This is a genomic window from Lactobacillus sp. WILCCON 0149, assembly GCF_057197965.1.
The window spans coordinates 1,735,130-1,761,937 of record NZ_JBUBHO010000001.1; the positions used below are offsets into that span (position 1 = coordinate 1,735,130).

Sequence of the window (26,808 nt, forward strand, 5' to 3'; positions counted from 1 at the left end):
TCAAGAATTGGGTACCAAAGTACCGTTTCCCTTAAAGAATAACATGTTTTCGAGGTCATTACAACTTAATTTGTAAATGTTTTCATTAATACTTGGGCTTATTCTCGATCGAAGTATAGGTAATAACCCCGCCACGGCCAGCCCGGCCGGTAATTTTCTTGTTTTTCCCGTAATTGCGCAGGCTTTGCTGGAAGGCAAAAGCATCTTCCGGGTCCTTCTGCGGGTCGATCTGGTACTCAAGCAAGTCGCCTGAGACCAATTGCTCCAAAATATCAGTATAGTCCATATTAATGTTACAACCTCCTGTCCATTATTTTAGCGCAATTATTTGTCAAAATTAAAGGAAGAAGACTCAAAGGCAAGCTGTTTTCTTTCCAAGACTTAGCACTTGACTAACTAGAGTGCTAAGTCCTATAATTTAGGCAGAACTTTGATGAAAGGCGGTATTTTAACATGTTGTGTCAAAACTGCCACCAACGGCAGGCCTCGATACATCTTTACACGAAGATTAACGGCCAAAACAAAGAAATCGACTTATGTCAGCAATGCTACCAAGAATTAAGGAATCAACAAGGCAATCAAATGAACAATGACAACTTTTTCGGCGACTTTGACGACCTCTTCAATGCTTTGAACGGGCGGCCAAATGGCGCAAACCGTGACAACAACCAAAATCCATCCGGGCAAAACCCGGGCCGGGGCGGCAATGGCGGCGGCCAGTCCCTGCTTGACCAGTTTGGGACCGACTTGACCGCTTTGGCCAAGAAGGGCAAGATCGACCCGGTCATCGGCCGGGACCGGGAAATCGCCCGGGTGATCGAAATCCTCAACCGGCGGACCAAGAACAACCCGGTTCTGATCGGGGAAGCCGGGGTCGGCAAGACCGCGGTCGTTGAAGGCCTGGCCCAAGACATCGTAGACGGGTCCGTTCCAGCTAAATTGCAAAACAAGCGGATCATCTCCCTCAACATGGTTTCCATGGTGCAAGGGACCGGGATCCGGGGCCAGTTTGAACAAAGAATGCAGCAGCTGGTCAAAGAGCTGCAGAGCCAGCCAGACATCATCCTCTTTATCGACGAAATCCACGAAATCGTCGGCGCCGGCAATTCTGAAGGCGGCATGGATGCCGGCAACATCATCAAACCGGCTCTGGCCAGAGGCGAGCTGCAGTTAGTCGGGGCCACGACCATCAAGGAATTCCGGGAAATCGAAAAGGACTCCGCCCTGGCCCGGCGTTTCCAGCCAGTTGAAGTCAAGGAACCAAGCATCGACGAAACCATCAAGATCCTCAAGGGGATCCAAAAGCGCTACGAGGACTACCACCACGTCAAATACACTGACGATGCCATCGAAGCTGCCGTCAAGCTGTCTGCCCGCTACATCCAGGACCGCTTCCTGCCAGACAAGGCCATCGACCTTCTGGACGAAGCCGGGTCAAGAATGAACCTGACCATTCCTTACATCGATAAGGAAAAGATCCAGGAAAGAATCGACGCGGCTGAGAAGCTCAAGCAGGACGCCTTGAAGAATGAAGACTACGAAAAGGCTGCCTACTACCGCGACCAGATCGAAAAATACGAAAAGCTGAAGGACCAAAACGTCGACCCGGACAAGACCCCAACCATCACGGCCAAGGTCATGGACAAGATCGTCGAAGAAAAGACCAACATCCCGGTCGGCGATATCCAGGCCCAGGAAGAAAACCAGCTGGCCAACCTGGCCAGCGACCTCAAGGCCAAGGTTATCGGCCAGGACGAAGCCGTTGACAAGGTGGCCCGGGCCATCAGAAGAAACCGGATCGGCTTCAACAAGTCCGGCCGGCCAATCGGCTCCTTCCTCTTCGTCGGCCCGACCGGGGTCGGCAAGACCGAGCTGGCTAAGCAGCTGGCCTTGAAGATGTTCGGCAGCGAAGATGCCATGATCCGCTTCGACATGTCCGAATTCATGGAGCAGTACTCTGTTTCCAAGCTGATCGGGTCAGCTCCGGGTTATGTCGGCTATGAAGAAGCCGGGCAATTGACCGAACGGGTCCGTCACAACCCATACAGCCTGATCCTTTTGGACGAAGTTGAAAAGGCCCACCCAGATGTTTTGAACCTCTTCTTGCAGATTCTTGACGACGGCCGTTTGACTGACTCACAAGGGCGGACTGTCTCCTTCAAGGACACGATCATCATCATGACCTCAAACGCCGGCCAGGGGATCAAGACGGCCAGCGTGGGCTTCGCGGCGGAAAACAACAAGAACGAAGCTGAAGAAACCCGCAAGGTGATGAGCCAGTACTTCAAGCCAGAATTTCTGAACCGTTTTGACGACATCATCCAGTTCCACCCATTGACCAAGGGCAACCTCCTGCAGATCGTCAACCTCCTTTTGGACAAGACCAACGCCATGGTCAGCGACCAAGGCCTGCACATTACGGTTACTGACGCGGCCAAGGACAAGCTGGTTGAAGAAGGCTACGATCCGGAAATGGGTGCTCGTCCGCTTCGCCGGGTAATCCAGGAAGAAATCGAAGACAAGGTGGCCGACTACAAGCTGGACCACACTGAAGCCAAGCAATTAGTCGCCGACTTAAAGGATGGGGAAATCGCAATCTCTGAAGAAGTCCCTGCCCTGCCGGCAGCTGAAGCAAGTGAAGAAAAATAACTATCTCTGAACAGAAAAAACAAGGATTCTCCAAAAAGGATCCTTGTTTTTTTCTTGAATGCGTTATAATGAAAGTGAGGGGAATATCAGAGACAAATAGAAACGGGTGAAGTTTTATGCACTTAATTGATGTTACTAATAGCTATGCCGAATTAGTTCACAGTCAGCTAAATACTACGAGCGTGAACTACGTTAAAGTTTACTCCTTAGGCAACACTACCGTAGTTTATACCGAAAGCCCAATCGCCATCGGGATTGTATTAGAAAACCACCACCGCAAGATCCGCGAAGAAGAACTCGAATTCGTGGCCAAGCGGCTGATTCCCGACCGGACCAGCTACCAGCTCACGGTTGACAAGCACCGCCGGGTGGTTGAAATCCACGTTGACAAGTAATCCCTGCAAAAGAGCCCTGACGGGCTCTTTTTTCATTCCTTCTTTTCCTTTTCTTCGTTAGCTCCCTATTTCTTTTATCTTCCTTTTTTCTTTTCTGCGAAAAATTCAAAAAATACCCGTTTTTTAGCAAAATTGAAGATTTACTTGCGAAAAATAGCCTTTTTTTCAAAAAATCCGCCAGAATTGATCTATGTCAATTTTTTTATTAAGAAATAGTTCTACAATTTGCTTTGAGCACTGGAAAGCGCTTTTAGAAAAGAAAGTGAATGTGTAAAAAGCAGCAATTTTAAACTGTTGATTTGGTAAAAACAAGGAGGTACTAAACATGACAGTTTATCCGGATTACTTTTATGCTGAAAAAGACTTTGACAAGAGCCACATGGGCTACAAGCCGCTGACGATTCCAGCAGGCGTTGAGGCCCAGCCTTTAGCCGTTCCCCCGCTTTTAGCGCCGGACAAGGTTGATGGCAATGACATCTACTACACCATCGAAGCTCAGGAAGGTGAAAGCCAGATCCTGCCAGGCAAGAAGACCAAGACCTGGGGCTACAACGCTCCCCTTTTAGGCCAGACCCTGGTAGTCAAGACCGGGCAAAGAGTCCACGTGCGCCTCAAAAACAGCCTGCCTGTCCTCACTTCATTCCACTGGCACGGCATGGAAGTTCCGGGACCAATTACTGACGGCGGCTGCCACGCCCCAGTTTACCCTGGTGAAGAAAAAGATATCGAATTTACGGTCAAACAGCCTGCCGCTTTGACCTGGCTGCACGCCCACCCATGTCCGTCAACGGCCATGCAGGTCTGGATGGGCCTGGCCATGGGGGTCGTGGTTACTGATGACAACGAAGCCCGCCTGCCTATTCCAAAGAACTACGGGGTCGATGAATTCCCAATTATCCTGCAGGACCGGACCTTCCACGACAACCAGCTTGACTACCGGGCCGACTACGACCCAATGGGCGTCTTTGGTGAAGTTCCTTTGATCAACGGCGTGGTTCGTCCTTACGTTGACGTAACCACCCAAAAGGTCCGCCTGCTCTTCTTGGGCGGGTCTGACCGCCGGGAATGGCGCCTGCACTTTGAAAACGACCTGACCATGACCCAAATCGGCGGGGACGACTCCTTCCTCAGACACCCGATTGAGGTCAAGAAGCTTTTGATCGGGCCAGGGGAAAGACAGCAGGTCATCGTTGACTTTGCCGGCTACAAGGAAGGCGACGTTGTCAGCCTCTACACTGACGACTTCAAGCTGGTTGAATTCCGCATCCACGCCTTTGAAAAAGACGACCGGGAGCTGCCATTCAACATCTTTACTCCAGATGACCCGGCCGTAAACAGCGAAGCACCAGTCCGCCACGTGACTATGGACGACCACGACAAGATCAACGGCCTCCGCTTCTCCATGGAAAGAATCGACATGAAGCAGACCTTGAACTCAGTTGAATACTGGGACGTAACCAACACCAACAACTCTGCTTCAGGGATGCTGCACCCCTTCCACATCCACGGTGCCCACTTCCTGGTCGTTTCCCGTAACGGGCAAAAGCCTAACCCAAACGAAATCAATGTCTACAAGGACACTATTGAAGTCGGCCCAGGCGAAACTGTCCGCTTGAAGGTCTACTTCCAAAATGCCGGGGTCTTCATGTACCACTGCCACATCATCGAACACGAAGATGCCGGCATGATGGCCCAGATCCAAATCGTTGACCCGAAGGACCCGGACAAGACCTACAAGCTGATGGACATGGAAACCATCACGAACGCCTTTGCTGAAGAAATGGGCGTTGAACCAGGTGAAGTCTTCATGCCAGGGATGGACGTTGAAGACATGGACATGGGTGCCTGCTTCCACGCGGCTGAAGCCGAAACCAGCCGCCGCTTGGTTGAAGCCGTTACTGCCGCTTCAAGAGCCGGCCACGGCCATCACGACGCTTCATCGGGTGCCAGCCACCACGACGCGACCAGCGGGGCCAGCCATCACTAAGAAGTAATTGGAGGAAAAGAATTATGATGAACAACAACCTTTACTTGAAGATTTTATGGGTCTTGCTGTACGGGATCGTCGTCTTCTACACCTTTACGGATAAGATGATGATGGCCATGTACTGGATGGCCGGGGTAATGTTTGCCCAGTCCGTCATTGACCTCGTTTACTACTTTTTGCCAAAAAGCAAAACAGAAATGACTGAATGCTAGTCAGTCAAAACCAATCATGCACTAAAAAAACGATGCCTCGCGGCATCGTTTTTCTTGTTTACTTGCTTTTTTGCATTACAGCTTTTCCGTCAGTTCCACATCCGGGTACTTGTCGTGGAACCAGCGTTCAGCAAAGGCGTTTTCAAAGAGGAAGAGTGGATTGCCGAAGCGGTCCTTGACCAAGAGGTTCCGGCTGGAGGACATCTTCGGGTCCAGCTGGTCAGGATTGATCCAGCGGGCTACCCGGTGGCCGATGGACGTCATTTCAACTTCGGAGTTGTATTCATTCTTCATCCGGTACTGGAAGACTTCAAACTGCAGCTGACCGACCGCCCCCAAAATGTAGTCGTCGGTCTGGTAGTTGCGGTAGAGCTGGACGGCGCCTTCTTGAACCAGCTGGTTCATCCCCTTGTGGAAGGACTTCTGCTTCATGACGTTCTTTGGTGAAACCCGCATGAAGAGTTCCGGGGTAAATTCCGGCAGCGGCGGGAATTCCAGCTTGCGCTTGCCAGCGTAGATGGAGTCCCCGATCTGGAAGTTGCCGGTGTCGTACAAACCAACAATGTCCCCAGCCACGGCTTCAGAAACCTGGACCCGGGCACTTGATTCAAATTCAACGGCATTGTTCAAGCGGACCGGCTTGCCGGTTCTGGCCAGGGTTACGTCCAAGCCCTTGCTGAACTCCCCGCTGCAGACCCGGACAAAAGCGATCCGGTCTCTGTGCTGGGGGTTCATGTTGGCCTGGATCTTGAAGATAAAGCCGGAGAATTCATCATCATCTGGCTTGAGTTCTTCATCCCCGTTGACTTCGTGCTCGCCTGGCGCTGGAGCTAAGTCAACGAATTGTTCCAGGAAGGTCTCCACCCCAAAGTTGGTCAAGGCTGACCCAAAGAAGACTGGCGTCTGCTGGCCGGCTAAAACTTTTTCCCGGTCAAAGCTGGCTCCGGCCCCTTCCAAAAGCTCGATTTCACCCAAAGTTTCTTCAAACTGCGGATCATCAGCCAAAGGACTGCCTGCTGGCGCCTTCCCGTCTTCTAAAGCGATAAAGCGGTCTTGCCCTTCTTCCGGATGGTAGAGTTCAACCCGCTGGTTAGCCAGGTCATAAAGGCCCAGCAGGCTCTGCCCCATCCCAATTGGCCAGTTCATGGCCACGCCTTCAATGCCCAGGACTTCTTCCAGTTCAGCAACCAGGTCCAAAGGTTCACGGCCATCTCTGTCCAGCTTGTTCATGAAGGTGAAGACCGGAATCCCTCTTTGCCGCACGACCTTGAAGAGTTTCTTGGTCTGCGGCTCAATCCCGCGGGCGGAGTCGATGACCATGACCGCGGCGTCAACCGCCATCAAGGTCCGGTAGGTGTCTTCTGAGAAGTCCTGGTGGCCTGGGGTGTCCAGGATGTTGATCCGCTTGCCCTGGTATTCAAACTGCATAACGGATGAGGTAACGGAAATCCCACGCTTCTTTTCGATTTCCATCCAGTCACTGGTGGCGTAGTTCCCGGTTTTCCGGGCTTTAACCGTCCCGGCGCTCCGGATCACCCCACCCAAGAGCAGCATCTGTTCCGTAATCGTCGTCTTACCGGCGTCGGGGTGGGAGATGATCGCGAAAGTCCGCCGCTTATTTACTTTGTCTAAAAGTTCTTTGTTCATTATTCTTCAGTTTCTTCCTCGTAATTTTCTTCTGGCAGGGTCAACAAGACCGTCAAGAGCCGCGACCCCCGCATTCTTCTGGTCGTCAAAACCATGCCGTTGTCCAGGGGCACCTCCAGCTGCTCGCCTCTGCCCGGGATCACGCCCAATTTGGTGATCATGTAGCCGGCCAGGGTGTCGACATCTTCCATTTCCAGGTCAGTGCCAAAGCGTTCGTTGAAGTCAGTCAAAGGCATCTTGCCATAAATGACAAACTGGTGCTCATTCAGCTGCCGGACCAAAACTTCGGCCTTGTCGACCTCGTCATCGATATCGCCGACAATTTCTTCGATCAAGTCTTCAATGCTGGCCAGGCCAGTCACCCCGCCATATTCATCAGTTAGGATGGCCAATTGCTGCTGGCTGGTCTGCATCTGCACCAGCAAGTCATCCAGCTCAATCGTTTCCGGGGCAAAAAGGGGCGGGGAAATCAAGCGGTCATAAGTCAGCTGGTCAAAGCCGTGCTGGCGGGCCTCTCTAAGAATGGTGCGGATGTGGATGACGCCCACGATCTGGTCCTTGTCCTGGCGGTAGACGGGAATTCTTGAATAAGGCTGGCGGAGAATGTCATCCAGGTTTTCCTCCAGGTCATCCTCAATGTCGATCATGAAAGCGTCAGTCCGCGGCACCATGACTTCCCGGGCTACTTTATCGTGGAAAGCCATGCTGCCCTCAATCATCGAATATTCGGTATCAGTCAAAACATTGCCAGCATGCAGCTGGTCAATTTCAGCCTGCAGCTGGTCCTTGCCGCCTTCTTCATTGCTGGAAAAGCGGCTTCTCAATTTGTCAAACAGGCTGCCGGTCGCAGGGTCGCTTGTCATTTTGTTAACTCTCTTTCGTAAAATCCTTAAATATTTACATTATAGCATATGACCTTACTGTAATATGTTAAAATACCCCAGTAGAAAGAGGTGTTTTACCAATGAAAATGCGCCGCATTATGTTAGTTTTCGTCTTCCTGCTCTTGATTCCCTACATCTGCAGCCTGGCCATCATCGGGATCGGCTACAATGCCCTGGTCCTGCACTCGACAGACCCCTTCCGCACGGCTGTAGGGGCCTTTGTCGGGGCCATCATCATGCTGGCCGTCAAGGCCACCATCCAGCGGCCCTTGAATTTGCTGGCCGGAGACATCTATGACAGCTTCCTGCAGCAGATTCTCCGCTTCTTCAGCATCCGCCGCCGGCCGCTCCTGCAGGTCGCCAACTTCATCCTGGACTTTGTCCTCTGCACCCTGGCCACGATCGTGATCCGCCTGCTTTTGCCCCTGGAATGGATCGTCGGCACCTCCATGGGCTTCGTCATCTTGATCATGTTCATCTCAACTTGCCTGGGGGCCTACATCGAGTACGACAACCTGTCCATTGATGCTGAAATCAATCAATCTTAATTCTGACTGACCGGGAGGTAAAGGCTCTTGGTCAGTTTTTTATTGCCTAAATCCAGCTGGCGGAGGATGTAAGGGTTGGGATTCTCTTCCAGCTGAGCCTGGAAGTCGCTGCCTAAATCACCGGCTTCATCCAAAAAGCGGGGCAGTTCGAAGTTCAGCGGCAGGTCAAAGTAGGCCGCGTTGGCCGTCTCTTCTTTTTGGAAAACCTGGGCGCTTGGCAGGGAAAATTTAAGCAGGCCGCTAACTTCGCTGCCCTTAGGCGCGATCACCCCGTACCAGTACATAAAGTTTTCCGGGCCAAAAACGATCAAAGACGCCCGCTGGTCGTCAAGGCCGGCTGCTTTAACAAAGTCTTGAAAGGCCGGGTTGGCTTCCAGTTCCTGGTTGGCGGCCGCGAAGGTTCCGTTTGCGTCCATCATCCGGTCAGGAAAAGCCTTGCCGATAAAAGTAAGTTCGTTGATTTCTGTCTGCATTTCTCTGCTTCTTTCTATTGCTAGTATTCTTCCAGTTCTTCTAAAGGAATGATCTCCCCGGCCAAAAAGGCACTGATTTCATCCCCGGAAAAGCCGTGGCTGTACAGGTACTGCCGCATCTTCTGCTCTCTTACGCCCGGCTCATAGCGCTTGAAGCGCTTGTAGGCCTTAAGGCCCTGCTTGGCTAAAGCTTCACGCTCCTGGTCCTCGTCAGCTTCCGGGACCAGTTCCTGGACTACTTCCTGGGCCAGGGAGCTGGAGAAGCCGTGGCTGAGCAGTTTAGTCTGCATCTTGCGGTCAACTTCCCGCTTGGCAATCTTTCCCTGCTGGCCTAAAAGCGACTTGACCAGGCGCTGGCCAACCTCGGCCCATTCCTCATCAGTCACGTCCGCCAGGGCAGCTTCGATTAAGTCATCGTCAACGCCCTTTTTCTTTAAATCCCGGCGGACAGCCCCTGGTCCATTCTTGCCGACCTGAAGGTCATTTTTGACAAAAAGGCGGGCATAAGCCTCGTCGTCCAGGTAGCCAAGGTCAACCAATTCTCCTACCGCCCGCTTGGCCGCTGACCGGGAAATTTCATGCTGGCTGAGATAGTCAGTCACTTCCTTGACCGTCCGGGGCTGGTAGGACAGGTATTTGGCCGCCAGGTCACTGGCCTTGGCAACAGCCTCAAAGTCCAGGATCTCATTGACCTTCTGGGGGGTAAGCTCCTGGCCCTTGAGCAGGACAAATTCTGCCAGGGTCTTTTCGCTGACGGAAAAAGCATATTCCTGGTCCAAAAAAATATTGTAGCGCCCCTGCCGCTTTTGTGCACTAACTTTCGTGATAATGGCCATTTTTTCCTCCTTATTTGGCAAATCTGGCAACTCTATCTTAGCAAATTGCCGCAAAAGCTGCGAAAAACTTGCGTCCCTTTTAAAAAGCCCGGTATAATAGTATGTCAAAAAGTTTCCAGTTTTTTATTGTAGAAAGAATAAGCAAGAAGAAGGCATCACATGCAGAAAAAACATTTTTTAAAAAATGCTCCTCAAGAGCGGCACGTCATCATCACCATCAAGCGGCTGGGGATCAACGGTGAAGGGATCGGCTACTACAAGCGCAAGATCATCTTCATCCCCGGCGCCCTGCCAGATGAAGTCGTGGTAGCCAAGATCGTCAAGGACCACCCCCAATACCTGGAAGGCGAATTAGTCCGGATCAAGGAAGCCAGCCCGGACCGGGTTCCCTTCCCATCCGGCGTTGACCCGAGAATCGGCGGCCTTGAACTGGCCCACCTGTCCTACGAGGGCCAGCTCAAGTTCAAGAAGGACAACCTGGTCTCTGCCCTTGAAAAGTACCACCCGCGGGGCTACAAGAATTACAAGATCAAGAACACCATTCCGGCGCCGGATCAGTGGCACTACCGGGCTAAGGCCCAGTACCAGATCGAACGGGAAAACCATCATGTTTCCCTTGGTCTGTATGCCCCTAACTCCCACCAGTTGATCGACCTGCCGGAAATGCCAACGCAAAGCAAGGACACCCAGGATACTGAACGGGCCATCCGGGATTTGATCATCAAGCTCCGCGTCCCGATTGCCAACCGCCGGCGCAACTTGCCAGGCGTTAAGACCATCGTGGTCCGGCAAGCAGAAGCCAGCCAGGAAATGCAGGTAACCTTGATCACCGTTGGCCACAAGCTGGACAATCTTCTCCAGCTGGCTGATGAAATCATGCGCCTGCCAAAGGTCGTTTCCGTCTACCAAAATGAAACTGACTGGCAGAACCCGCAAGTCTGGGGGAACAAGACCAGCAAGCTCCAGGGCAAAAACCAGATCACGGAAGAAATCATGGGCAAGAAGTTTGCCTTGAGCCCCCGGGCCTTCTTCCAGCTGAACCCGGTCCAAACGGCAACCCTGTATTCTGAAGCCTTGAAGCTGCTCAGCTTAACGCCGGACATGACCTTGATTGACGCTTACTCAGGGGTTGGTACCCTGGGGATCTTAGCCGCTGACCAGGTCAAGCAGGTAGTCGGGATCGAAAGCATCCCTGAAGCCGTTTTGGACGCCCAGCACAATGTTGAGCTCAACCATGTCAGAAACGCTGAATACTTGCAGGGCAGCGTGGAAAAGCTCCTGCCCCGCTTAAAAGAAGATGGCCTGCCAATCGACGCCTTGATCGTCGATCCGCCGCGGACCGGCCTGGCCAAGTCTTTGATCAAGACCCTGCTCAGAGTCAAGCCAGCCAGCTTCGTCTACATTTCCTGCAACCCGTCCACCCTGGCCCAGGACCTGGTGCTTCTCAGCGAGGCCTATGACGTCCGGGTCATCGAAAACGTCGACATGCTGCCGCAGACGCCACGCTGCGAATGCATCGCCAAGCTGACCCTACGCAAAAAGTAAAAAGAAAATAAGCATTAGAAAAGGCGAGAAGATCAAATCTTCTCGCCTTTAAACTGCCCCCGGCAGTCTTTCCAAGTGGATGAGGTAGCTCATCAAATTAATAGTCACGATATTCAATTTTAAGAATTCACCAATGGCTAATACCGGCTAAGATAAAACAGTCACTTGTTCGAGTTTTACGTGCTAGCGTATGAAATGAATTAGACTATTGTGTATCGCCACTTGGTTAAAAGCTTCAAGCCTTTATTTTGGTCTCAATAAGAGAGACAGCGAATAATAATTACAATCTGGAGATAAAAACTTCTGTTCAGTTGTTTTCTACCTCTTCCACGCCTTCAGTATAGCATTAGATGCAAACGCTTGCAAGAGACTATTTGCCGTATTTTGCTAAAAATTGCTTGACCGTGCGTGCATACAAGGCCGGATTGTGCTCATAGGACTTGGCGTGCTGGGCCCCTTTGACGATCAAGAGCTGCTTTGGCCCCCGGCTGGCCCGGTAATTTTTATAAACCATTTCGGTCGGCACGAAAGTATCCTTGCTGCCATGGATAAAAAGCATGGGCCGGGTATTCTTCTTCAGCTGCTTAATGCTGGAAGCCTGGGCCAAAAAGTAGCCGGCTTTTAACTTGGTAATTCCGCTCAAGATTTCCACCAGGGGAAAACGGGGAAAGGCCGGCATATTGTAAAGAGCTTTGGCTTCGTGCTCAATTTCGTTTTTGGCACTGGTGTAGCCGCAGTCTTCGATGAAGCACTTGACCTGCTTAGGCAAGGTTAAGCCGGAAGTCATCATGGTCGTGGCCCCGCCCATGGAGACCCCGAAAATCACGATCTTGCTCTTTTGGCCATTTTTCTTGATTACTTGCTCGGCCCACTTTTTAACGTCGTTTTTCTCCAGCCAGCCGTAGCCGACATACTTGCCCTGGCTTTGCCCATGAGCTTCCGCGTCCGGCAAGAGGGTGTTGTAGCCCAGGGAGTGGAAAAGCTGGGCGTAGGCCCCCATATTTTCCTTGTTGGACATGTAGCCGTGTAGGATAATCACGGTCTTGGCCGAGTTTTTGGCTGGAATATAATTGGCCCGGAGGAGATAATTGTTCTTAGCCGACCGCATCTGCCAATGCTGCTTTTTCACCTGCTTGTACCAGAGCTTTTGCTTGTACTGGGGCGTGGACTTGGTCAACTTCACCGTTCCGTTGGTCACGAAGCTTTTCTTGCCCGGCACCACAGCCATGTTGAAAAAGTAGTAGCCGGCCCCGGCCAGGGCCAAGGCTAAAACAGCCAAAATGCCGGCCAGAATTTTGACCAGCCGGCTGGACTTGGATTTCTTTTGCTTCTTCTTATTCACCTGTTTTTTGTCCTCTTCCCTCATTATCTATAGTTTCTGTTATTTCTATCGCTTTGTAGCTTTATTTTTAGCAATATGAACAGTATACCACAATAAAAAAAGAAAGGATTATTTATGTTGCTCGCAGATTTTTTACAGCTTCTGACTGACCTGGGCGGGCAAAACGCCCTCTACCTGCAGGTAAAAGATCAGACCCTCCCCCTCAGCAAGTTCGTCCTGGCCCGGGAAGACTGCCAGCTCTTGTGCGGCAAAAAGCCCATGACCCTGGCCAAATTCCGTCAGCTGACCGGCAAGGGGAGCAAGTCCATCCCCCTCAGCTTCTATTGCCAGGAAAAAGAAATCTCCGTCTACGGAATCCAGATCCTGCCGGCTGAGAGAAAAATCGTCTGCAAATGACGAAAAAGAGTATAAAAAAGAAGCTGCCTAATCTTCAGACAGCTTCTTTCTTTGCATATTTTACTTAGCGGCTGGCTTCTTGCCTTCGCTTTCCAGCTTCTTGCCCAGGTCAATGATGTACTTACGCAAAGCATCCTTGGTTTCTGGGTGACTGAGCCCGTATTGGATGGAAGTTTCCATGTAGCCTTCCTTGTTGCCGACGTCAAAGCGATCGCCCTTGAATTCGTGGGCGAAGACCCGCTGGGTCTTGTTCAAGGCGTCGATGGCGTCAGTCAATTGGATTTCACCGCCAGCACCGGCCTTTTGCTTGTCCAGCATGTCAAAGATTTCCGGAGTCAGCAGGTAGCGGCCAATGATAGCCAAGTCACTTGGGGCCTTGTCAACATCTGGCTTTTCCACGAAGGCCTTAACGTTGTACAGGCCTGGAGCAGTTTCGCCGATTGGGTCGATGACACCGTACTTGTTGACTTCTTCATGTGGCACCTTCATGACCGCGATGGTTGAAGCGTGGGTTTCATCGTAGCAGTCGATCAGCTGCTTGGTTAATGGCGTCTTGTCTCTCATCAAGTCGTCGCCCAGCATAACCACGAAAGGTTCGCCGGCGATGAAGCTGCGGGCCCGGTTGACGGCATCCCCCAAGCCGTTTGGATGCGGCTGGCGGGTGAAGTAAAGGTTGACCTTCATGTTGGACATGGTGGTTTCCCGGACCAGCTTCAAAAGCGCGTCCTTGTGCTTTTCAGTCAAGTTGTCTTCCAGTTCCGGGTTTGAGTCAAAGTGGTCTTCGATTGACCGCTTGCTTCTGCCAGTAACGATCAGAATGTCTTCAATGCCTGAAGCCATGGCTTCTTCAACGATAAATTGAATAGTTGGCTTGTCGACGATTGGCAGCATTTCCTTAGGCATGGCCTTGGTTGCTGGCAAAAATCTGGTTCCCAAACCGGCAGCTGGGATGATCGCTTTTCTGACTTTCATGTATTTACATCCTCTTTTCTTAACTTCGCACATTAATGAAAGCATTTTAAATGCAAGCGTATAATAACATATTTCTAGAGAAGAATCTAGTAAAGCTAGACCAATCTCCTAGAAAATGGACAATTACTTTTTCCGCCGCTTGGCAATAAACTCGGCCAAAGGGCCGTTGGAATAGGTCGCTGGCCCGTAGCGCAGCTGGTCCAAGCTGACGTTGACCGCCGTGCCAAAAAGCAAAAGAATGGCCAGGAGGTTGAGCCAGAGCATAAAAATGATAAAAGTTCCAACTATACCATAATTTTCCCATTTGACCGGAAAATTTTTCAAATAGAAGGAAAAAAGATAAGACAGGGCTTCCCAGCCGGCTACCGTCACGATGGTCCCGGGCAAAACCGCCTTCTTGAAGTGAACATTGGGCGCTACGGCGTTGAGGTAATAGACCCCGATCAGCATCAAGACCAGCAGAACAAGCCAACGGTAGCTGAAGAGCCTGTCGATCCAGTCCAGAGACAAATTGAGGTAGGGCGCCAGAAAATGCAGGACTTCCTGGCCAAAAACCACAACCAGGGCCAAAAGGATAAACATGGTGACCATCAAAGCGCTGAAGATCACGGTCAAGGTCCGGTTCCAGATAAAGTGCCAGAAACCAAGTTTCAGTTCCTTGTTGTGGACGCCATACAGACGGTTCATCCCGATTCTGACCGCGTTCACCATACAGGACATGGACCACAGGGCCAAGATCGCACCGAAGGAGAAATAGCTGGTCGAATTCGACTTAAGCAGGGTCTCAACGATCGGTATGATATAGCGGGCCACGTCACTTGGAAAAATCATTTCTACATAATCGGCAATCGGGCCCGTGTCCAGGTGAAACCAAGGCAGGGCGTTACCGATAATGATGACGATGGGAAAAATTGAAAACAGGATGTAGTAGGCAATCACGATGGAACTTTGAAAAATCTCCCCTTGGGAAACGACCGAGGAAAGAGTTGCAAAAAAGCGCCGGACCCCCTTTTGTCCTGGCTCAACTTTTTCCGTCATGCCTAGTCTTCCATTTCGTCAAAGTGCGGGATGTACTTTTCCAGGCCGTCGTATGGCTTTTGCAAAGTCAAGATCTTCGGGCCGCCCTTGGTGATGGCAAAAGTGTGCTCGAACTGGGCTGACTTGGACCCGTCCGGAGTAGCGTAGAAGACCCAGTCGTCATTCGGGTCGTCAACCGTCTTTTGCAAAATCCGCCAGTCCCCGCCGGCTTCAACCATTGGTTCAACGGTGATGGTCATGCCTTCGCGCAGGCGCAGACCGTGACCAGCCTTGCCCCAGTGCGGTACTTCCGGGTCTTCGTGGATAGATGGCTGGATGCCGTGGCCGATCAGTTCCCGGACGTCACCGTAGCCTTCTTCATCTTCAACATAATGCTGGATGACAGCGCCGATGTCCCCGATCCGGTTGCCGACAACTGCCTGGTCGATCCCCATGTACATGGCCTTCTTGGTCACGTCCATCAAGTGCTGGTCTTCTTCTGAGATCTGGCCAACCCCGTAAGTGGTGCAGGAGTCTGATTCATAGCCGTTCAAGTTGCAGGTTACGTCAACCTTGACCAAGTCGCCTTCCTTTAAAAAGACATTCTTGCGGGGAATGTTGTGGGCAATTTCATCGTTGACTGAGATGCAGGTACCGTACTTGTAGCCTTCAAAACCTTGTTCTGACAAGCGGCCGCCCCGGCTGGAAACGAATTCCTGGCAGAATTCTTCAATGTCCCAGGTGGAGATACCCGGCTTGATCACGTCACGCAAGGCCTCGAACATGGTTGCCAGCAAGTGGCCTGAAGCCTGCATGCCCTTCAATTCACGAACAGATTTAATAGTAATCAATTTGTTTTTCCTTTCATAATGAAGTAGTTTGTCTTCACCATTATAACCTTTTTTAAAAGTTTGCTAAAGTAGCAAAGCGCCCAATTCGCCAAGCTCGGGCAAATCGTGTATAATACTCTAGAAATTGTTTTTTGGGAGCTTAACTTATGAGAGCAAAGATTGTTTTTGCCAGCATGACCGGCAACGACGAGGATATGGCTGAAATCCTGGAGGAAGACCTGCTGGACCAAGGCCTGGAAGTAGATTCTTCTGACGTCAGCTTTACTGACGCCAGCGATTATTTAGACAGCGACCTGTGCGTCTTCATCACCTATACTTACGGCGAAGGCGCCATGACTGACGAAATTGCCGACTTTTACGACCAGCTCAAGGAGCTGGACTTGACCGGCAAGTCTTTTGCGGTCATGGGTTCAGGCGACAAGACCTATAAGGAACACTACTGCGAGAACGTTTATGACTTTGAGAAGGCCTTTCTGGCCTGCGGGGCCAAGGAACTGATTCCCCCGCTCACGGTTGAAAACGCACCAGACGATGAAGACATCGCCCGCATCGATGAAGCTGCTGAGGAGTTGGCGGACAAATTAAATGGATAAAAATTTTAACCGGCGGCGGGCTTTAGGTGAACGGATCTTCAAGCGCCACCGCAATTTATGGGTCTACATGTTCTTCGGCTTCATCGCGGCCTTGATCAACACGGTTGTCTTCATGTTCATGCATGACGTTTTGCACACCGTCTTGGTCATCGACAACACGGTTGCCTTTATCGTATCCAACCTGGCCTCCTTCTGGTTCAACCACAAGGCGGTCTTTACCAAGAACGTGGACCATGAGCACAGTTTGTGGCAGAAGCTGCTGTCCTTTTTTGCCTACCGGATCATCAGCCTGCTGCCGGACACCTTGATCATGTGGCTGGGGATGAGCATCTTCGGCTGGCCGGCCTTGATCGTCAAGATCATCGACCAAATCCTGGTCGGCATCTTCAACTACCTGACCACCAAATCCGTCTTCGAGCAACAGGAAAGAAGCCTCAGACGGAAACTGGAGAAGAAAATTAAAAAGCGGTGAAGCTGAGCTTCACTGCTTTTTTCATTCATGCAAGTTGTTTAATTAGGCAAAGTCGGCAGTTTTTTGCTCCTTTTTGCCGGCAAAGTACCAGGCAATGTCATTTAAGATCCGGTCGCTGGCCTGGCCATCGCCGTATGGGTTCTTGGCTTCAGCCATCTTCTTGTAGGCAGCTTTGTCATTCAAAAGCTCCAGCATGGCTTCCTTAACCGCGTCTTCTTCAGTGCCAACCAGTTTCAAGGTTCCGGCCTTGACCCCTTCCGGCCGCTCGGTCGTGTCCCGCAAGACCAAAACCGGCTTGCCTAAAGACGGAGCTTCTTCCTGGACCCCGCCAGAGTCGGTCATAATAAAGTAGCTGCGCTTGGCCAGGTTGTGGAAGTCGACCACGTCTAAAGGCTTGATCAAGTGAATCCGGGGGTCACCGCCTAAAACTTCTTTGGCAGCGTCCTGGACTCTTGGCGAAAGGTGGACCGGGTAGACGACTTCAACGTCATCAGTCTGGTCAACCACGTCCTTCATCACCTTGAAGACCCGCCGCATAGGCTCGCCCTGGTTTTCCCGCCGGTGCATGGTGACCAGGATAATCCGCTTGCCCTGGCCGATCTTGTCTAAGACTTCATGCTGGTAGTCGGCCTGGACGGTCTGGGCCAGGGCATCGATGGCCGTGTTGCCCGTGACAAAAATATTCTCTTCCGGGTGTCCTTCCTTTAAGAGGTTGGCCCGGCTGACTGAAGTCGGGGCAAAGTAAAGGTCGGACAAGACGTCGGTCAGTTGCCGGTTCATCTCTTCCGGGAAAGGTGAGTACTTGTTCCAGGTTCTCAGGCCCGCTTCAACGTGGCCCAGGGGAGTCTGCTGGTAAAAGGCAGCCAGGCTGGCGGCAAAGGAAGTCGTCGTATCCCCGTGGACCAGGACGATATCCGGCTTTTCTTCCTGGATGATTTGGCTCAAAGAGGTCAAAACCCGGGTGGTAATATCAGCCAAGGTCTGCTGGGGCTGCATAATGTTTAAGTCGTAATCCGGCTTGATTTTAAAAATCTCCAGGACCTGGTCCAGCATTTCCCGGTGCTGGGCGGTAACCACAGTAACTGGCTGGAAGCGGTCGTCACTGATCAGCTTGAGGACCAAAGGGGCCATCTTGATGGCTTCTGGTCTGGTCCCGAAAACGGTCATTACTTTAATTTTCTGCATACTGGGTTTATTGCCTCCTTAGCAAATTGCTAACTTAATCATAGCAAAAAAGGCGCGAAGGCGGCGAATTTTTCATAAAATAATCGAGAAAACAATTTTGAGGTGCACTATGACAGTTAATATTTTCCCCCTCCTGGGCGACAGCCTCTTGATCATCCTGGCCGGCTTCAGCCTGGTCTACTCTTTTGACAGGTCCTTAGGGCAAAAGGCGCGGCGGATTTTGCGGATTACCAGCCTTATTTTGCTCCTGGTCATCATCCCCTTGACCATTTGGCTCTTGAAGAATCCACTGCTTGTAAATTGATGAAACAAAAATAAGGAATCAGCCAGACTGATTCCTTATTTCTTTACTCTATTTTATTGTTCTGCATTAGCCCTTAGCCTTGGCTTGGTGCTTTACTTCCAGCTTTCTGAGCCATGGCAGAAGGAAGCCAGTCCCGAAGAGGACGATAACGGTGATGATGTTCATCCAGAGCTGCTTGGTCCATTGCGGACTGTCAAAAGTAACATCCTGCGGCAGGAAGCCCATCGTCGCGCAGATGAAGGTGAAGATGAAGCACCACCAGCCGACCGCCAGGGCCCCCTTGTGGTTTCTGATGAAGACGAAGTCGCCGTCGGCAAAAGTCTTATGCCGGTAGCGGAAGGCCAAGAAGGCCAGGAAGACAACGGAAGTCTTGTACGGTGAGACGATCCCGTTCAAGTTCAAAAGCCAGTTGAAGATATCGTTGATTTCCGGCAAGGTCCCTGACAAAAGCAAAAGGAAAAGCGTGATGCTGCAAGTCAGCACGTAACTGTTGACTGGCAGGCCATCCTTGTTCTTCTTTCTGAGCCAGCTTGGCATGTACTTTTCTGAAGTGTCAGAGGCAAAGACCCGGCTGGCAGCGTCAATCAAGGCGGCCAGGTCGGCCATGAAGTTCAAGAGGCAGACGATGGCATACATGTACATAAGGCTCTTGCCCATGCCAGCTTCTTCACCCAGAAGCTGGAAGGCGTAGAAGGCCCCGTTCATCTTAAAGTCGTGCGGGATGTGCTTGGCGTCAAAGAGGACAGCCAGACCGAGAGTTTCAGTCAAGGTCATGAAGACCGTCATGGCAAAAAGCATCCACATTGACTTTGGAAATTCCTTGCGGGGATTCTTGAGACGCGTCACGTAAGGCGCGGCCAGTTCCGCCCCGGACATGGCAAAGATCAACAAGCCAGTCGTGGAGAAGTAGTGGACACTGAAGTTCGGCTTAAAGCTGGACCATTCCATCTTGGTGGCAATGTGGCCGCCGTGCATGAGGGCCCAGATGATCAAGATCACGAAGATCACGGACATGGCGAACATGGCAATCCCCCCAATCAAGGACAAAAGATCCAGGGAATTTTTATATGCACTTTCACACAAGATAAAGATCAAAATAATGACAAAGGTCAAAAGACCGAACATGAAGGGCGACATGTGCTTGCCTAAAGTGTTGTTGCCCAGGATCATCCAGGAAATGGAGACGATGATGGAGTTGGACACGTCCACCAGGTAGGGCACGGTTTGGGCCCAGTACATCCAGCTGGTAGCATAGCCTAATACGTCGCTGCCCGTCCCCCGCCGGATCCAGGAGGCCAGGCCACCTTCTTCAGTATCCTTGTAAGCCAGACCCAATTGGGTAGCAATCAAGGTATATGGCAATTGGTAGCAAATCAAAAGGAAAATCCATGAAAAGATTACGGACAGACCTTGGTTTTGGTATGGGTAGAAAACATCTTCAAAGCGGATGATGGTGACGAAGTCGAGCATCGCCAAGGTCATCCAGGCCATGTAGTGTTTCTTTGGGGTTTCTTCAATCATTCTGTAAATCAAGCTCCTTATTGGTCAAATTGTCTTAAGCGGCAATTTGCCAGCACGGGGGCTTGTTCTGGCGCTTTAAAAAGCTGGTCACTGCACCGTCTCCAATCAAAAAAGTATCGTTTTCATTTTATTCCTATTGTTTTGAAAGTTCTATAGTTTTTTTAATTCAATGAAAATTCTTTCAATTGTTAAGCAGAAGTTATCCGCATACCGGTCATTAGCCAGCTTTTAGTAAAAAATATTTGGTTAATCTGCCCTTGACAAGAGAAACTGGCCTTTTTCGTGCAAGTAAATGCGCAAAAAGGAAACATCACTAAGGGCGGCGATTAAGAATGCTTTTTGGCAAAAAAAGCTTGAAAGTGTATAATTTACCTATGCCTACTACAATTTTTTATAAAGGTACTGAATCAAGTGGTAAGCGCTTTTATAAATATGTCAAGTAACAGAAAGGGATCGATATGAAAAAGTTTTTGCGAGTAACGGCGACGCTTTTGTCCGCGATAGCTATTCTTGACTCTTTGTATTGGCTGTTTGTTGGCCATTCCTACTTGAGAGCTGCTTTTCTTAAGCTGACCAGAGATTACGGTATCCCCGTCTGGCTTCAAGTCGCGGCTGGCATCGGCATTCTCATTTTTATCTCTCAATACGACTGGCTCTTTGATCACTTATTCCGCGATGAACGTGACCGCAAGTACAAGTAGCAACTTCCATCTATCCATAAAACAGAAAGGATTTTTTCAATGCATTATCTAGCAATCGCTGCTAAAAAAGAACTTCTGCCCTATCTACCAATCGACTGGCCCAAAACTGAACTGACCGAGCTGGTCAACCCGGCCAGCCTGGCTGCCGTGGTCATCGACGAAAAAGACAGCCGGTCCCGGGGCATCTACCAGACCATGAAGGAAAAGCTGGGCCTGGATTTGCCCTTGATCGAATTTGACCCTGAGACAAGCCAAGCTGAAATCAGCCGCCAGGCCCAGGCCTACGAAGAAGCCAATGTTCCCCGCTTCATCCGGGAGCTGACGGTTTTTTCTGATCAAGATGACCTGGTCTTCGATACTCCTGGCCACCACAACGGCCGCTTCTATGACCGCCACCCAGCCGGAGCAGTCTTGCGCAACTTCTTCGGCGACAACTACTTCAGAGCCGACACTTCCGACTGCGTCTCAGAACTCGGCGACATGATGAACCACACCGGAGGACCCTTAGAAGCCCAGCAAGAAGCTGCCAAGGCCTTCAACGCCGACAAGGTCTACTTCTGCACCAACGGCACAACCAGCGCCAACACCATCTGCACCACCGCCCTTTTAGATGAAGGCGACCTGGTCCTTTTTGACCGGAACAACCACAAGTCCATCTACAACAGTGCCTTGGTCATGACCGGGGCTAAGCCGGTTTACCTGCCAACTGACAGAAACGCCGACGGCTTGATCGGGCCTTTAACCACCGCCAGTCTGGACGAAGACTTGATCCGCCAAGAAATCGCCAAGATCGACCCTGACCGCGCCCAGGCTGACCGGCCTTTCCGCCTGGCAGTCCTGCAGCTGGAGACCTATGACGGCATCTTCTATGACGCCAAGCTCATCTTGCAAAAGCTCGGCCGTCTCTGTGACTACATCCTCTTTGACTGTGCCTGGGGCGGCTATGAACAATTTGTCGACGTCCTTAGAGACTACTCTCCTTTCCAGCAGACCTACGGTCCCGATGATCCCGGCATCCTGGTCACCCAGTCCGTCCACAAGCAGCAAGCCGGCGTGGGCCAAGCTTCCCAGATTTTGAAAAAAGACAGCCATATCAAGGGGCAAAAGCGCTACGTCGACCACAAGCACTTCAACCACGCCTACATGAAGTACGTTACGACCAGCTACTCCTACCCGGTCTACGCTTCCTTGGTCGCCAACAGCGCCATGGCTGCTTCACCGGCCGTTAACAACTGGTGGAGCGACACGGTTAAATTAGGCATCGACTTCCGCAAGCGGCTCTTAAAAGAAAGCAAGCTTTTTAAGCCCCTCGTTCCGCCAACTGTCCGCGGGCAAAAGTGGGAAGAGCTGCCAACCGATGTCCTGGCCCACGATCCAGAAGCCTGGAAACTGTCCCCAGACGATGATTGGCACGGCTTCAAATTGATCGCCCCAGGTGAAGTTGCCTTAAGCCCGGTCAAGGTCACCTTGATGACGCCCGGCATTGACCTGGCAAAAGCTGCCTTTACTGAAGAAGGCATCCCCGGCGCGGTCGTTTCCCTCTACTTGCACGAAAAGCACATCATCCCGGAAAAGTCCGACAGCTACTCTACCCTCTACCTCTTAACGCCAGGCGAAAGCCAGGTTGACATGAACGGCCTCTTCTCTGCCTTAATGGCCTTTGAAGATGCCTATTTGACTAAGGCGCCTCTCTCTTCCATCATGCCGGAATTGGTAAGCCAGTATCCTGACCGCTATAATGGTTATACCCTCTACCAGCTCTGCCAGGAGCTCCACCACTATTACCAAGAGCATGACATCTTTAAGCTCCAGCAAGCCCTTTTCTTAAAAGGCAGCTTCCAAAATTACGAGATGACGCCAAAAGAAGCAGACCGTGAATTCGTCCACGGCAACAGCGAACTGGTCAAACTGTCTGACGCCAAAGGCCGGGTAGCTCTAGAAGGCGCCCTCCCTTACCCGCCTGGCGTCTTCATCGTGGCACCTGGTGAGCGCTGGCAGGACCTGGACGTCGCCTACTTCCAAGTCTTGATCGGCGCTGCCCAAAAGTTCCCAGGCCTGGATCCGGAAATCCAAGGGGTCTACCAAGAAGGAGGCGAAGTCTGGGCTGAAGTCCTCAAAGAATCTTAGAATGACAAAAACGTTGACACAAGACAGTGTCAACGTTTTTTATATCTTGAACTATTTTCTTTATTTGGCCTTTTTGCTTATTCGCCAAACAAGGTTGCCTTTACCGCGTTAGTTACGGCAATCTTGTCGTGAGCATAGGTCAAACCGCCCTGCATGTAAACGGCGTAAGGCGGGCGAATCGGGCCGTCAGCTGAGAATTCAACCGTTGATCCGGACACAAAGGTCCCCCCAGCCATGATGACTTCATCTTCATAGCCCCGCATGTGGCTTGGAATTGGCGTGACGAAGGAGTCAACCGGCGAATTCTTCTGCACTTCCTGGCAGAACTTGATCATCTTCTCCTTGTCGTTGAAGGTGATCAGTTCGATGAGGTCAGTCCGCGGCGCGTCCCACTTAGGAGACACGTTGAAGCCCAGCTTTTCCATCAAGGCAGCTGAATAGATCATCCCCTTGATGGCTTCCCCGGTCACGTTTGGCGCCAGGAAGAAGCCCTCGTAGAATTCATGCAGGCTGTTTAAGGTTGGGCCTTCTGAGTCGCTGATCCCTGGTGCAAAAAGCCGGCTGGCTGCCCGGTGGATCAAGTCTTTTCTGCCGACGATGTAGCCGCCAGTTTGGGCAATCCCGCCTCCGGCATTCTTGATCAAAGAACCGGCCATGAAGTCGGCCCCATATTCAGTCGGCTCATGCTTTTCAGAAAATTCCCCGTAGCAGTTGTCAACGAAGATTAAGGACTGGGGACTGACTTCCTTGATGAAGTCGATCATTTCCTTGACCTTGGCAACTGGGAAGCTTTCCCGGGTATCGTAGCCCCGGGACCGCTGAATAGCCACAATCTTAGGCTGGTCCCGCTTTAAGATCTTTTCCCCTGCTTCAAAGTCGACGCTGCCATCTTCTTTCAGCGGCACGTAAGAGAAGTTAACCCCTTTTTCAATCAAGGTACCGGCCTTGTCTGGAGTAAGACCGATGGCGTGCTGCAGGGTGTCGTACGGCATCCCCGTCAGATAAGTCAAGGTATCGCCTGGCACCAGGTTGCCATCAAGGGCAGTTGCCAGGGTGTGGGTCCCGGAAACGAATTGCGGCCTTACCAGCGCGTCTTCAGTATGGAAGACCTGGGCGTAGACCCGCTCCAGCTTGTCTCTGCCTTCATCGTCGTCCCCGTAGCCGTTGGTCCCCTTAAGGTCTGATTCAGCAACCGCGTTGTCGACAAAGGCCTCCAGGACCTTGGCCTGGTTGTAGATAACCTGTTCATCGATTTCTTGGAGACGCCCGGCGATCTGCTCGTCGACTTCCTTGACAATTTTTGCTAATTCTTCTGGTAAATTGTTCATCAAAAAATCCCTCTGTTTTTTCTTTGTTACTTACCTATCTTAAACCAAATCGCCGCTTTTTTAAATAAAAAATAGCCTTCCATGCAATTATGGAAAGCTATTTGCAAAAATTCTACTGTTCGCTGGCTGCTTTTTCCGGCAAGATCAGGTTCAAGACAATCCCGAAGACCGTGGCCAAGGCGATGCTGGTCAGCTGGAAAGAGCCGATCTTGAGGTAGGTGCCCCCGATCCCGATAACCAGGATGACGGAAGCAATGACCAGGTTCCGCTTCTTTTCAAAGTCGACCTTGTTGTCAACCAGGATCCGCAGGCCGTTAGCCGCGATCATCCCGAAGAGCAGGAAGGAGATCCCCCCGATGACCGGGGTTGGAATGGATTCAATCACCGCTGAAACCTTGCCGACAAAGGAGAAGACGATGGCGAAGAAGGCTGCCCCGCCCAAGACGAAGACGCTGTGGACCTTGGTCATGGCCAAAACGCCGATGTTTTCCCCGTAGGAGGTAGTTGGCGGGCCACCCAGAAAGCCGGCGATGATGCTGGAAAGACCGTCGCCCAGCAGGGTCCGGTGCAGGCCCGGGTCTTCAAAGAAGTTCCGCTTGGTCAATTTGTTTAAGACCATGATGTGGCCCATGTGCTCAGTCATGGTGACAAAAGCGATCGGAGCCATGGTGATGATTGCGGCCGGGTACCACTTGAACTTGTAGTTGACCCCCATGACGTCAAAGGCCGGCAAAGAGAACCACTTGGCGCTTTCAACGCCGGACAGGTCAACGATCCCGCAGAAAAGCGCCATAAGATAGCCGCAGATGATCCCCAGCAAAACCGGGATCATGCTCGGGAAGCCCTTCAAAAACATGTTAAAGATAATCGTGATGACCAGGGTAAAAATCGCCACCCCGAAGTAAGTCAGGCTGTACTTGCCGCTGGCATTGAACATGGCATCGTTAGCCGCGGTCGTTGCAAGTGACAGGCCGATAACAATGATGATCGGGCCAACCACAATTGGTGGCAGTATCTTGTCCAGCCAGCGCGAGCCAAAGCGGGCAATCAAGAGGGCCACGATAACGTAGACCAGACCAGCCGCGATGGCCCCCTGCCCGACGGCCGGATAGCCGTAATTTTTCATCAAGGCCTGCATAGTCGCGATAAAAGCAAAAGATGAACCTAAGTAGGCAGGAATCTTCGCCTGGGTGCAAAGGATGTAGACCAAGGTCCCTACCCCTGAACAAAAGAGGGCGATGCTTGGCTTTAAACCGATTAAAAGCGGAACCAGGACGGTCGAGCCGAACATGGTAAAGAGGTGCTGGATTGAGAGCAGCAGCCAGGGACCAAACTTCGGCTTGTCCTGGACGTCCAAAACCGCTTCAGGGTTCCGGAATGTCTTGTTTTCTTTCAAAAGAAATCTTCCTTTCCAAATACTGGAACCCGGAACAAAATGTCCTTGTCAGCCTCACGGGACTGAATTTAAAGGTTCCTTAACAATTGACTTACTTTAGCCTACTAATAATATTATTTTTTGTCAAGGAAGGTCAAAAAAAGCCGCGGCTGACAAAGCTTCAGCCGCGGACTTGAATTATATAAGGAAAAATATGGTTTATTGGAATAATTTAAGGAGATTAATGACAATTAACGGGCCGGAGTGACGAAGTATTCCGGCTTGCAGACCTTGGTCCAGTCGACGAAGATCTTCTTCATCAGGTAGCCAACCGCGAATGGTACGACTACCCAGACGATTACCAGCACCAGCACGTTGTGGAAGCCGGCATTGTAAGAAGCCAGCGGTGAAACTGCCCCGATCAGGCCGAAACCACCGGATGCCGGAGTCCCTTGCAGACCAAGGATTGGCACGGACAGGGTTGAGACAGCCGCCGTCAAAGCGATTGGCACCCCGATCACTGGGTATCTCAGGAAGTTTGGCATCATCATCTTGATGGCGCCTAAGAAGATGGCAACTTGCACACCTGGCTTGTCAACCTTCAGGGTTGCCCAGATAAGGAAGGCCGCGGTACTTGCCAGACCGAAACCAGCAGCGGCAGAACCCATGCCGGCCAGGCCGATGGCTACGGAGATCGCTACAGTTGACAGTGGGGTAACGATGATGATCGCGAAGGACATGGCGATCAGGACACACATTGGGAATGGAGCCAGCTTGGTGAAGGTGTTGATGACGTCACCGATAGCCGTGGTTACCAGGGATACGTAAGGCTTGGTCAGGCTGCCCAGGAAACCGACGCCGGTCCCGGCCAGGATTGGGAAGAAGACGATCCCCAGTGAGCCGAAGCGGTTGCCGACCCACTTGATGAACAGTACGGCAACGGCTGCCGTCAGCATGGTGTTGATAACGTCACCCATCCCGGCTAATTGGAAGCTGGTGGTAGTCACGCCTTTAACAGTGGTAGTTACCGCGGTAATACAGCCGGAGCCCAGGAAGGCAGCACCGCCCACACAGGCAGCTTCAGTGTAGCCCAGGTTAAACTGCTTGGCAGTTGAGAAACCGCACATCACAGCGAAGAAGTATTGGAAGACGGTCACAATGTGCAAAAGATTGGCCACAATCGCGTTGCTCCCGGCAAAAGGAGTCAAGAAGGTTGACAAAATGGCACTTGGAAGAAGTGACACGATAATGGCAGTCGCTGAACCATTGAGGACTTTCATCGTAAATGATCCAACTGTTTCTTTTGTTTGAGTTGTTTCAGACATATAGTCTCCGCCTCCTAACGGTAGAAAAATATAATTACATTGACGCAGATTATGAGATATCTAATAGCGTTTAATTTCTCTCTCATAAACTGATGTCTAGAATTATAGAGAAAGATCTCAACC

General features: G+C 51.3%; 26 protein-coding genes. 12 read left to right on the plus strand and 14 right to left on the minus strand.

The features are described 5' to 3' along the window. Positions 1–85: 85 nt before the first annotated feature. A complete protein-coding gene (locus ACYVUV_RS08015) occupies positions 86–286 on the minus strand; it encodes a hypothetical protein (RefSeq protein WP_296225879.1) in 201 nt (66 codons plus the stop codon). A 167-nt stretch (positions 287–453) separates the two neighbouring features. On the opposite strand from ACYVUV_RS08015, the gene ACYVUV_RS08020 reads away from it, so the two are divergent. The 4 genes from ACYVUV_RS08020 (at position 454) to ACYVUV_RS08035 (ending at position 5,243) form a co-directional block, all read left to right on the plus strand. Then, the gene (locus ACYVUV_RS08020; protein ID WP_439776058.1) at positions 454–2,649 is read left to right on the plus strand and encodes an ATP-dependent Clp protease ATP-binding subunit; all 2,196 of its coding nucleotides are present in this window, start codon (positions 454–456) and stop codon (positions 2,647–2,649) included. A 116-nt stretch (positions 2,650–2,765) separates the two neighbouring features. Then, positions 2,766–3,044, plus strand: a complete 279-nt coding sequence (locus tag ACYVUV_RS08025) for a DUF1827 family protein (protein WP_439776059.1) — start codon at positions 2,766–2,768, stop codon at positions 3,042–3,044. A 325-nt stretch (positions 3,045–3,369) separates the two neighbouring features. Further along, positions 3,370–5,031 carry a multicopper oxidase family protein gene (locus ACYVUV_RS08030; protein WP_439776060.1) on the plus strand — a complete coding sequence of 554 codons (1,662 nt, stop codon included), beginning with the start codon at positions 3,370–3,372 and terminating at the stop codon, positions 5,029–5,031. A gap of 23 nt (positions 5,032–5,054) precedes the next feature. Continuing rightward, positions 5,055–5,243 (plus strand): hypothetical protein, encoded by a 189-nt coding sequence (locus ACYVUV_RS08035; RefSeq protein ID WP_439776061.1) that lies wholly within the window; start codon positions 5,055–5,057, stop codon positions 5,241–5,243. Positions 5,244–5,318: 75 nt separating this feature from the next. Here ACYVUV_RS08035 and ACYVUV_RS08040 read toward each other — a convergent pair whose 3' ends face one another. Next, positions 5,319–6,890: a peptide chain release factor 3 gene (locus tag ACYVUV_RS08040; protein ID WP_439776062.1), complete on the minus strand. Its 1,572-nt coding sequence runs from the start codon at positions 6,888–6,890 to the stop codon at positions 5,319–5,321. Then, positions 6,890–7,753 carry a hemolysin family protein gene (locus ACYVUV_RS08045; RefSeq protein WP_439776063.1) on the minus strand — a complete coding sequence of 288 codons (864 nt, stop codon included), beginning with the start codon at positions 7,751–7,753 and terminating at the stop codon, positions 6,890–6,892. The genes ACYVUV_RS08040 and ACYVUV_RS08045 overlap by 1 nt, the downstream gene beginning before the upstream one ends. Positions 7,754–7,854: 101 nt before the next feature. Here ACYVUV_RS08045 and ACYVUV_RS08050 point away from each other — a divergent pair, with 101 nt between their 5' ends. Further along, positions 7,855–8,322, plus strand: a complete 468-nt coding sequence (locus ACYVUV_RS08050) for a hypothetical protein (RefSeq protein WP_439776064.1) — start codon at positions 7,855–7,857, stop codon at positions 8,320–8,322. On the opposite strand, the gene ACYVUV_RS08055 is transcribed toward ACYVUV_RS08050, so the two are convergent. Together ACYVUV_RS08055 and recX are read right to left on the minus strand one after the other, a co-directional pair. Then, positions 8,319–8,795 (minus strand): hypothetical protein, encoded by a 477-nt coding sequence (locus ACYVUV_RS08055; RefSeq protein WP_439776065.1) that lies wholly within the window; start codon positions 8,793–8,795, stop codon positions 8,319–8,321. The two genes, ACYVUV_RS08050 and ACYVUV_RS08055, sit on opposite strands and share 4 nt — an antisense overlap. A gap of 20 nt (positions 8,796–8,815) precedes the next feature. After that, positions 8,816–9,631 carry a recombination regulator RecX gene (recX, locus tag ACYVUV_RS08060; RefSeq protein ID WP_439776066.1) on the minus strand — a complete coding sequence of 272 codons (816 nt, stop codon included), beginning with the start codon at positions 9,629–9,631 and terminating at the stop codon, positions 8,816–8,818. Positions 9,632–9,790: 159 nt separating this feature from the next. Here recX and rlmD point away from each other — a divergent pair, with 159 nt between their 5' ends. Next, entirely contained in the window at positions 9,791–11,176 is a 1,386-nt protein-coding gene (gene rlmD / locus ACYVUV_RS08065; RefSeq protein ID WP_484499239.1) for a 23S rRNA (uracil(1939)-C(5))-methyltransferase RlmD, read from the plus strand. 370 nt (positions 11,177–11,546) lie between these two features. Here the strand turns inward: rlmD and ACYVUV_RS08070 are convergent, their stop codons facing one another. Continuing rightward, positions 11,547–12,542, minus strand: coding sequence for an alpha/beta hydrolase (locus tag ACYVUV_RS08070; protein ID WP_484499240.1), 996 nt, complete (start codon positions 12,540–12,542; stop codon positions 11,547–11,549). A 90-nt stretch (positions 12,543–12,632) separates the two neighbouring features. On the opposite strand from ACYVUV_RS08070, the gene ACYVUV_RS08075 reads away from it, so the two are divergent. After that, positions 12,633–12,914, plus strand: coding sequence for a hypothetical protein (locus tag ACYVUV_RS08075; protein WP_484499241.1), 282 nt, complete (start codon positions 12,633–12,635; stop codon positions 12,912–12,914). 60 nt (positions 12,915–12,974) lie between these two features. On the opposite strand, the gene galU is transcribed toward ACYVUV_RS08075, so the two are convergent. The 3 genes from galU to map form a co-directional block, all read right to left on the minus strand. Further along, on the minus strand, positions 12,975–13,886 hold the full coding sequence (galU, locus tag ACYVUV_RS08080) for a UTP--glucose-1-phosphate uridylyltransferase GalU (protein WP_484499242.1): 912 nt from the start codon (positions 13,884–13,886) through the stop codon (positions 12,975–12,977). Between the two features lie 123 nt (positions 13,887–14,009). Beyond that, on the minus strand, positions 14,010–14,924 hold the full coding sequence (locus ACYVUV_RS08085) for a YihY/virulence factor BrkB family protein (protein WP_484499243.1): 915 nt from the start codon (positions 14,922–14,924) through the stop codon (positions 14,010–14,012). Positions 14,925–14,926: 2 nt separating this feature from the next. Then, positions 14,927–15,754 carry a type I methionyl aminopeptidase gene (map, locus tag ACYVUV_RS08090; protein ID WP_484499244.1) on the minus strand — a complete coding sequence of 276 codons (828 nt, stop codon included), beginning with the start codon at positions 15,752–15,754 and terminating at the stop codon, positions 14,927–14,929. 146 nt (positions 15,755–15,900) lie between these two features. Here map and ACYVUV_RS08095 point away from each other — a divergent pair, with 146 nt between their 5' ends. Next, a complete protein-coding gene (locus tag ACYVUV_RS08095; protein WP_439776072.1) occupies positions 15,901–16,347 on the plus strand; it encodes a flavodoxin in 447 nt (148 codons plus the stop codon). Next, on the plus strand, positions 16,340–16,819 hold the full coding sequence (locus tag ACYVUV_RS08100; RefSeq protein ID WP_439776073.1) for a GtrA family protein: 480 nt from the start codon (positions 16,340–16,342) through the stop codon (positions 16,817–16,819). The genes ACYVUV_RS08095 and ACYVUV_RS08100 overlap by 8 nt, the downstream gene beginning before the upstream one ends. A 42-nt stretch (positions 16,820–16,861) precedes the next feature. Here ACYVUV_RS08100 and wecB read toward each other — a convergent pair whose 3' ends face one another. Beyond that, positions 16,862–18,004, minus strand: coding sequence for a non-hydrolyzing UDP-N-acetylglucosamine 2-epimerase (gene wecB / locus ACYVUV_RS08105; RefSeq protein ID WP_484499245.1), 1,143 nt, complete (start codon positions 18,002–18,004; stop codon positions 16,862–16,864). Positions 18,005–18,113: 109 nt separating this feature from the next. Here wecB and ACYVUV_RS08110 point away from each other — a divergent pair, with 109 nt between their 5' ends. Further along, positions 18,114–18,308, plus strand: coding sequence for a hypothetical protein (locus ACYVUV_RS08110; protein ID WP_439774714.1), 195 nt, complete (start codon positions 18,114–18,116; stop codon positions 18,306–18,308). 66 nt (positions 18,309–18,374) lie between these two features. Here the strand turns inward: ACYVUV_RS08110 and ACYVUV_RS08115 are convergent, their stop codons facing one another. Continuing rightward, entirely contained in the window at positions 18,375–19,829 is a 1,455-nt protein-coding gene (locus tag ACYVUV_RS08115; RefSeq protein ID WP_439774715.1) for an APC family permease, read from the minus strand. Between the two features lie 458 nt (positions 19,830–20,287). On the opposite strand from ACYVUV_RS08115, the gene ACYVUV_RS08120 reads away from it, so the two are divergent. Beyond that, entirely contained in the window at positions 20,288–20,530 is a 243-nt protein-coding gene (locus ACYVUV_RS08120; protein WP_484499246.1) for a hypothetical protein, read from the plus strand. A 39-nt stretch (positions 20,531–20,569) separates the two neighbouring features. Further along, positions 20,570–22,657, plus strand: coding sequence for a putative ornithine decarboxylase (locus tag ACYVUV_RS08125; RefSeq protein WP_484499247.1), 2,088 nt, complete (start codon positions 20,570–20,572; stop codon positions 22,655–22,657). Between the two features lie 77 nt (positions 22,658–22,734). Here the strand turns inward: ACYVUV_RS08125 and ACYVUV_RS08130 are convergent, their stop codons facing one another. The 3 genes from ACYVUV_RS08130 to ACYVUV_RS08140 form a co-directional block, all read right to left on the minus strand. Continuing rightward, complete coding sequence (locus tag ACYVUV_RS08130) at positions 22,735–23,985, minus strand: methionine gamma-lyase family protein (RefSeq protein ID WP_439774786.1); 1,251 nt, start codon at positions 23,983–23,985, stop codon at positions 22,735–22,737. 112 nt (positions 23,986–24,097) lie between these two features. Further along, positions 24,098–25,381 carry a uracil-xanthine permease family protein gene (locus tag ACYVUV_RS08135; RefSeq protein ID WP_484499248.1) on the minus strand — a complete coding sequence of 428 codons (1,284 nt, stop codon included), beginning with the start codon at positions 25,379–25,381 and terminating at the stop codon, positions 24,098–24,100. Positions 25,382–25,611: 230 nt separating this feature from the next. Then, the gene (locus tag ACYVUV_RS08140; protein ID WP_484499249.1) at positions 25,612–26,685 is read right to left on the minus strand and encodes a PTS sugar transporter subunit IIC; all 1,074 of its coding nucleotides are present in this window, start codon (positions 26,683–26,685) and stop codon (positions 25,612–25,614) included. Between the last annotated feature and the right edge of the window lie 123 nt (positions 26,686–26,808).

Excerpts from the sequence above, each read along its gene's own strand:
- wecB (WP_484499245.1), bottom strand. The coding sequence starts at position 18,004 with ATGCAGAAAATTAAAGTAATGACCGTTTTCGGGACCAGACCAGAAGCC.
- ACYVUV_RS08020 (WP_439776058.1), top strand. The coding sequence starts at position 454 with ATGTTGTGTCAAAACTGCCACCAACGGCAGGCCTCGATACATCTTTAC.
- ACYVUV_RS08055 (WP_439776065.1), bottom strand. The coding sequence starts at position 8,795 with ATGCAGACAGAAATCAACGAACTTACTTTTATCGGCAAGGCTTTTCCT.
- ACYVUV_RS08095 (WP_439776072.1), top strand. The coding sequence starts at position 15,901 with ATGAGAGCAAAGATTGTTTTTGCCAGCATGACCGGCAACGACGAGGAT.
- ACYVUV_RS08100 (WP_439776073.1), top strand. The coding sequence starts at position 16,340 with ATGGATAAAAATTTTAACCGGCGGCGGGCTTTAGGTGAACGGATCTTC.
- ACYVUV_RS08045 (WP_439776063.1), bottom strand. The coding sequence starts at position 7,753 with ATGACAAGCGACCCTGCGACCGGCAGCCTGTTTGACAAATTGAGAAGC.
- ACYVUV_RS08035 (WP_439776061.1), top strand. The coding sequence starts at position 5,055 with ATGATGAACAACAACCTTTACTTGAAGATTTTATGGGTCTTGCTGTAC.
- rlmD (WP_484499239.1), top strand. The coding sequence starts at position 9,791 with ATGCAGAAAAAACATTTTTTAAAAAATGCTCCTCAAGAGCGGCACGTC.
- ACYVUV_RS08075 (WP_484499241.1), top strand. The coding sequence starts at position 12,633 with ATGTTGCTCGCAGATTTTTTACAGCTTCTGACTGACCTGGGCGGGCAA.
- ACYVUV_RS08120 (WP_484499246.1), top strand. The coding sequence starts at position 20,288 with ATGAAAAAGTTTTTGCGAGTAACGGCGACGCTTTTGTCCGCGATAGCT.
- ACYVUV_RS08050 (WP_439776064.1), top strand. The coding sequence starts at position 7,855 with ATGAAAATGCGCCGCATTATGTTAGTTTTCGTCTTCCTGCTCTTGATT.
- ACYVUV_RS08125 (WP_484499247.1), top strand. The coding sequence starts at position 20,570 with ATGCATTATCTAGCAATCGCTGCTAAAAAAGAACTTCTGCCCTATCTA.
- ACYVUV_RS08040 (WP_439776062.1), bottom strand. The coding sequence starts at position 6,890 with ATGAACAAAGAACTTTTAGACAAAGTAAATAAGCGGCGGACTTTCGCG.
- recX (WP_439776066.1), bottom strand. The coding sequence starts at position 9,631 with ATGGCCATTATCACGAAAGTTAGTGCACAAAAGCGGCAGGGGCGCTAC.
- ACYVUV_RS08015 (WP_296225879.1), bottom strand. The coding sequence starts at position 286 with ATGGACTATACTGATATTTTGGAGCAATTGGTCTCAGGCGACTTGCTT.
- ACYVUV_RS08030 (WP_439776060.1), top strand. The coding sequence starts at position 3,370 with ATGACAGTTTATCCGGATTACTTTTATGCTGAAAAAGACTTTGACAAG.
- ACYVUV_RS08070 (WP_484499240.1), bottom strand. The coding sequence starts at position 12,542 with ATGAGGGAAGAGGACAAAAAACAGGTGAATAAGAAGAAGCAAAAGAAA.
- ACYVUV_RS08130 (WP_439774786.1), bottom strand. The coding sequence starts at position 23,985 with ATGAACAATTTACCAGAAGAATTAGCAAAAATTGTCAAGGAAGTCGAC.
- ACYVUV_RS08140 (WP_484499249.1), bottom strand. The coding sequence starts at position 26,685 with ATGTCTGAAACAACTCAAACAAAAGAAACAGTTGGATCATTTACGATG.
- ACYVUV_RS08115 (WP_439774715.1), bottom strand. The coding sequence starts at position 19,829 with ATGATTGAAGAAACCCCAAAGAAACACTACATGGCCTGGATGACCTTG.
- ACYVUV_RS08025 (WP_439776059.1), top strand. The coding sequence starts at position 2,766 with ATGCACTTAATTGATGTTACTAATAGCTATGCCGAATTAGTTCACAGT.
- ACYVUV_RS08110 (WP_439774714.1), top strand. The coding sequence starts at position 18,114 with ATGACAGTTAATATTTTCCCCCTCCTGGGCGACAGCCTCTTGATCATC.
- galU (WP_484499242.1), bottom strand. The coding sequence starts at position 13,886 with ATGAAAGTCAGAAAAGCGATCATCCCAGCTGCCGGTTTGGGAACCAGA.
- ACYVUV_RS08085 (WP_484499243.1), bottom strand. The coding sequence starts at position 14,924 with ATGACGGAAAAAGTTGAGCCAGGACAAAAGGGGGTCCGGCGCTTTTTT.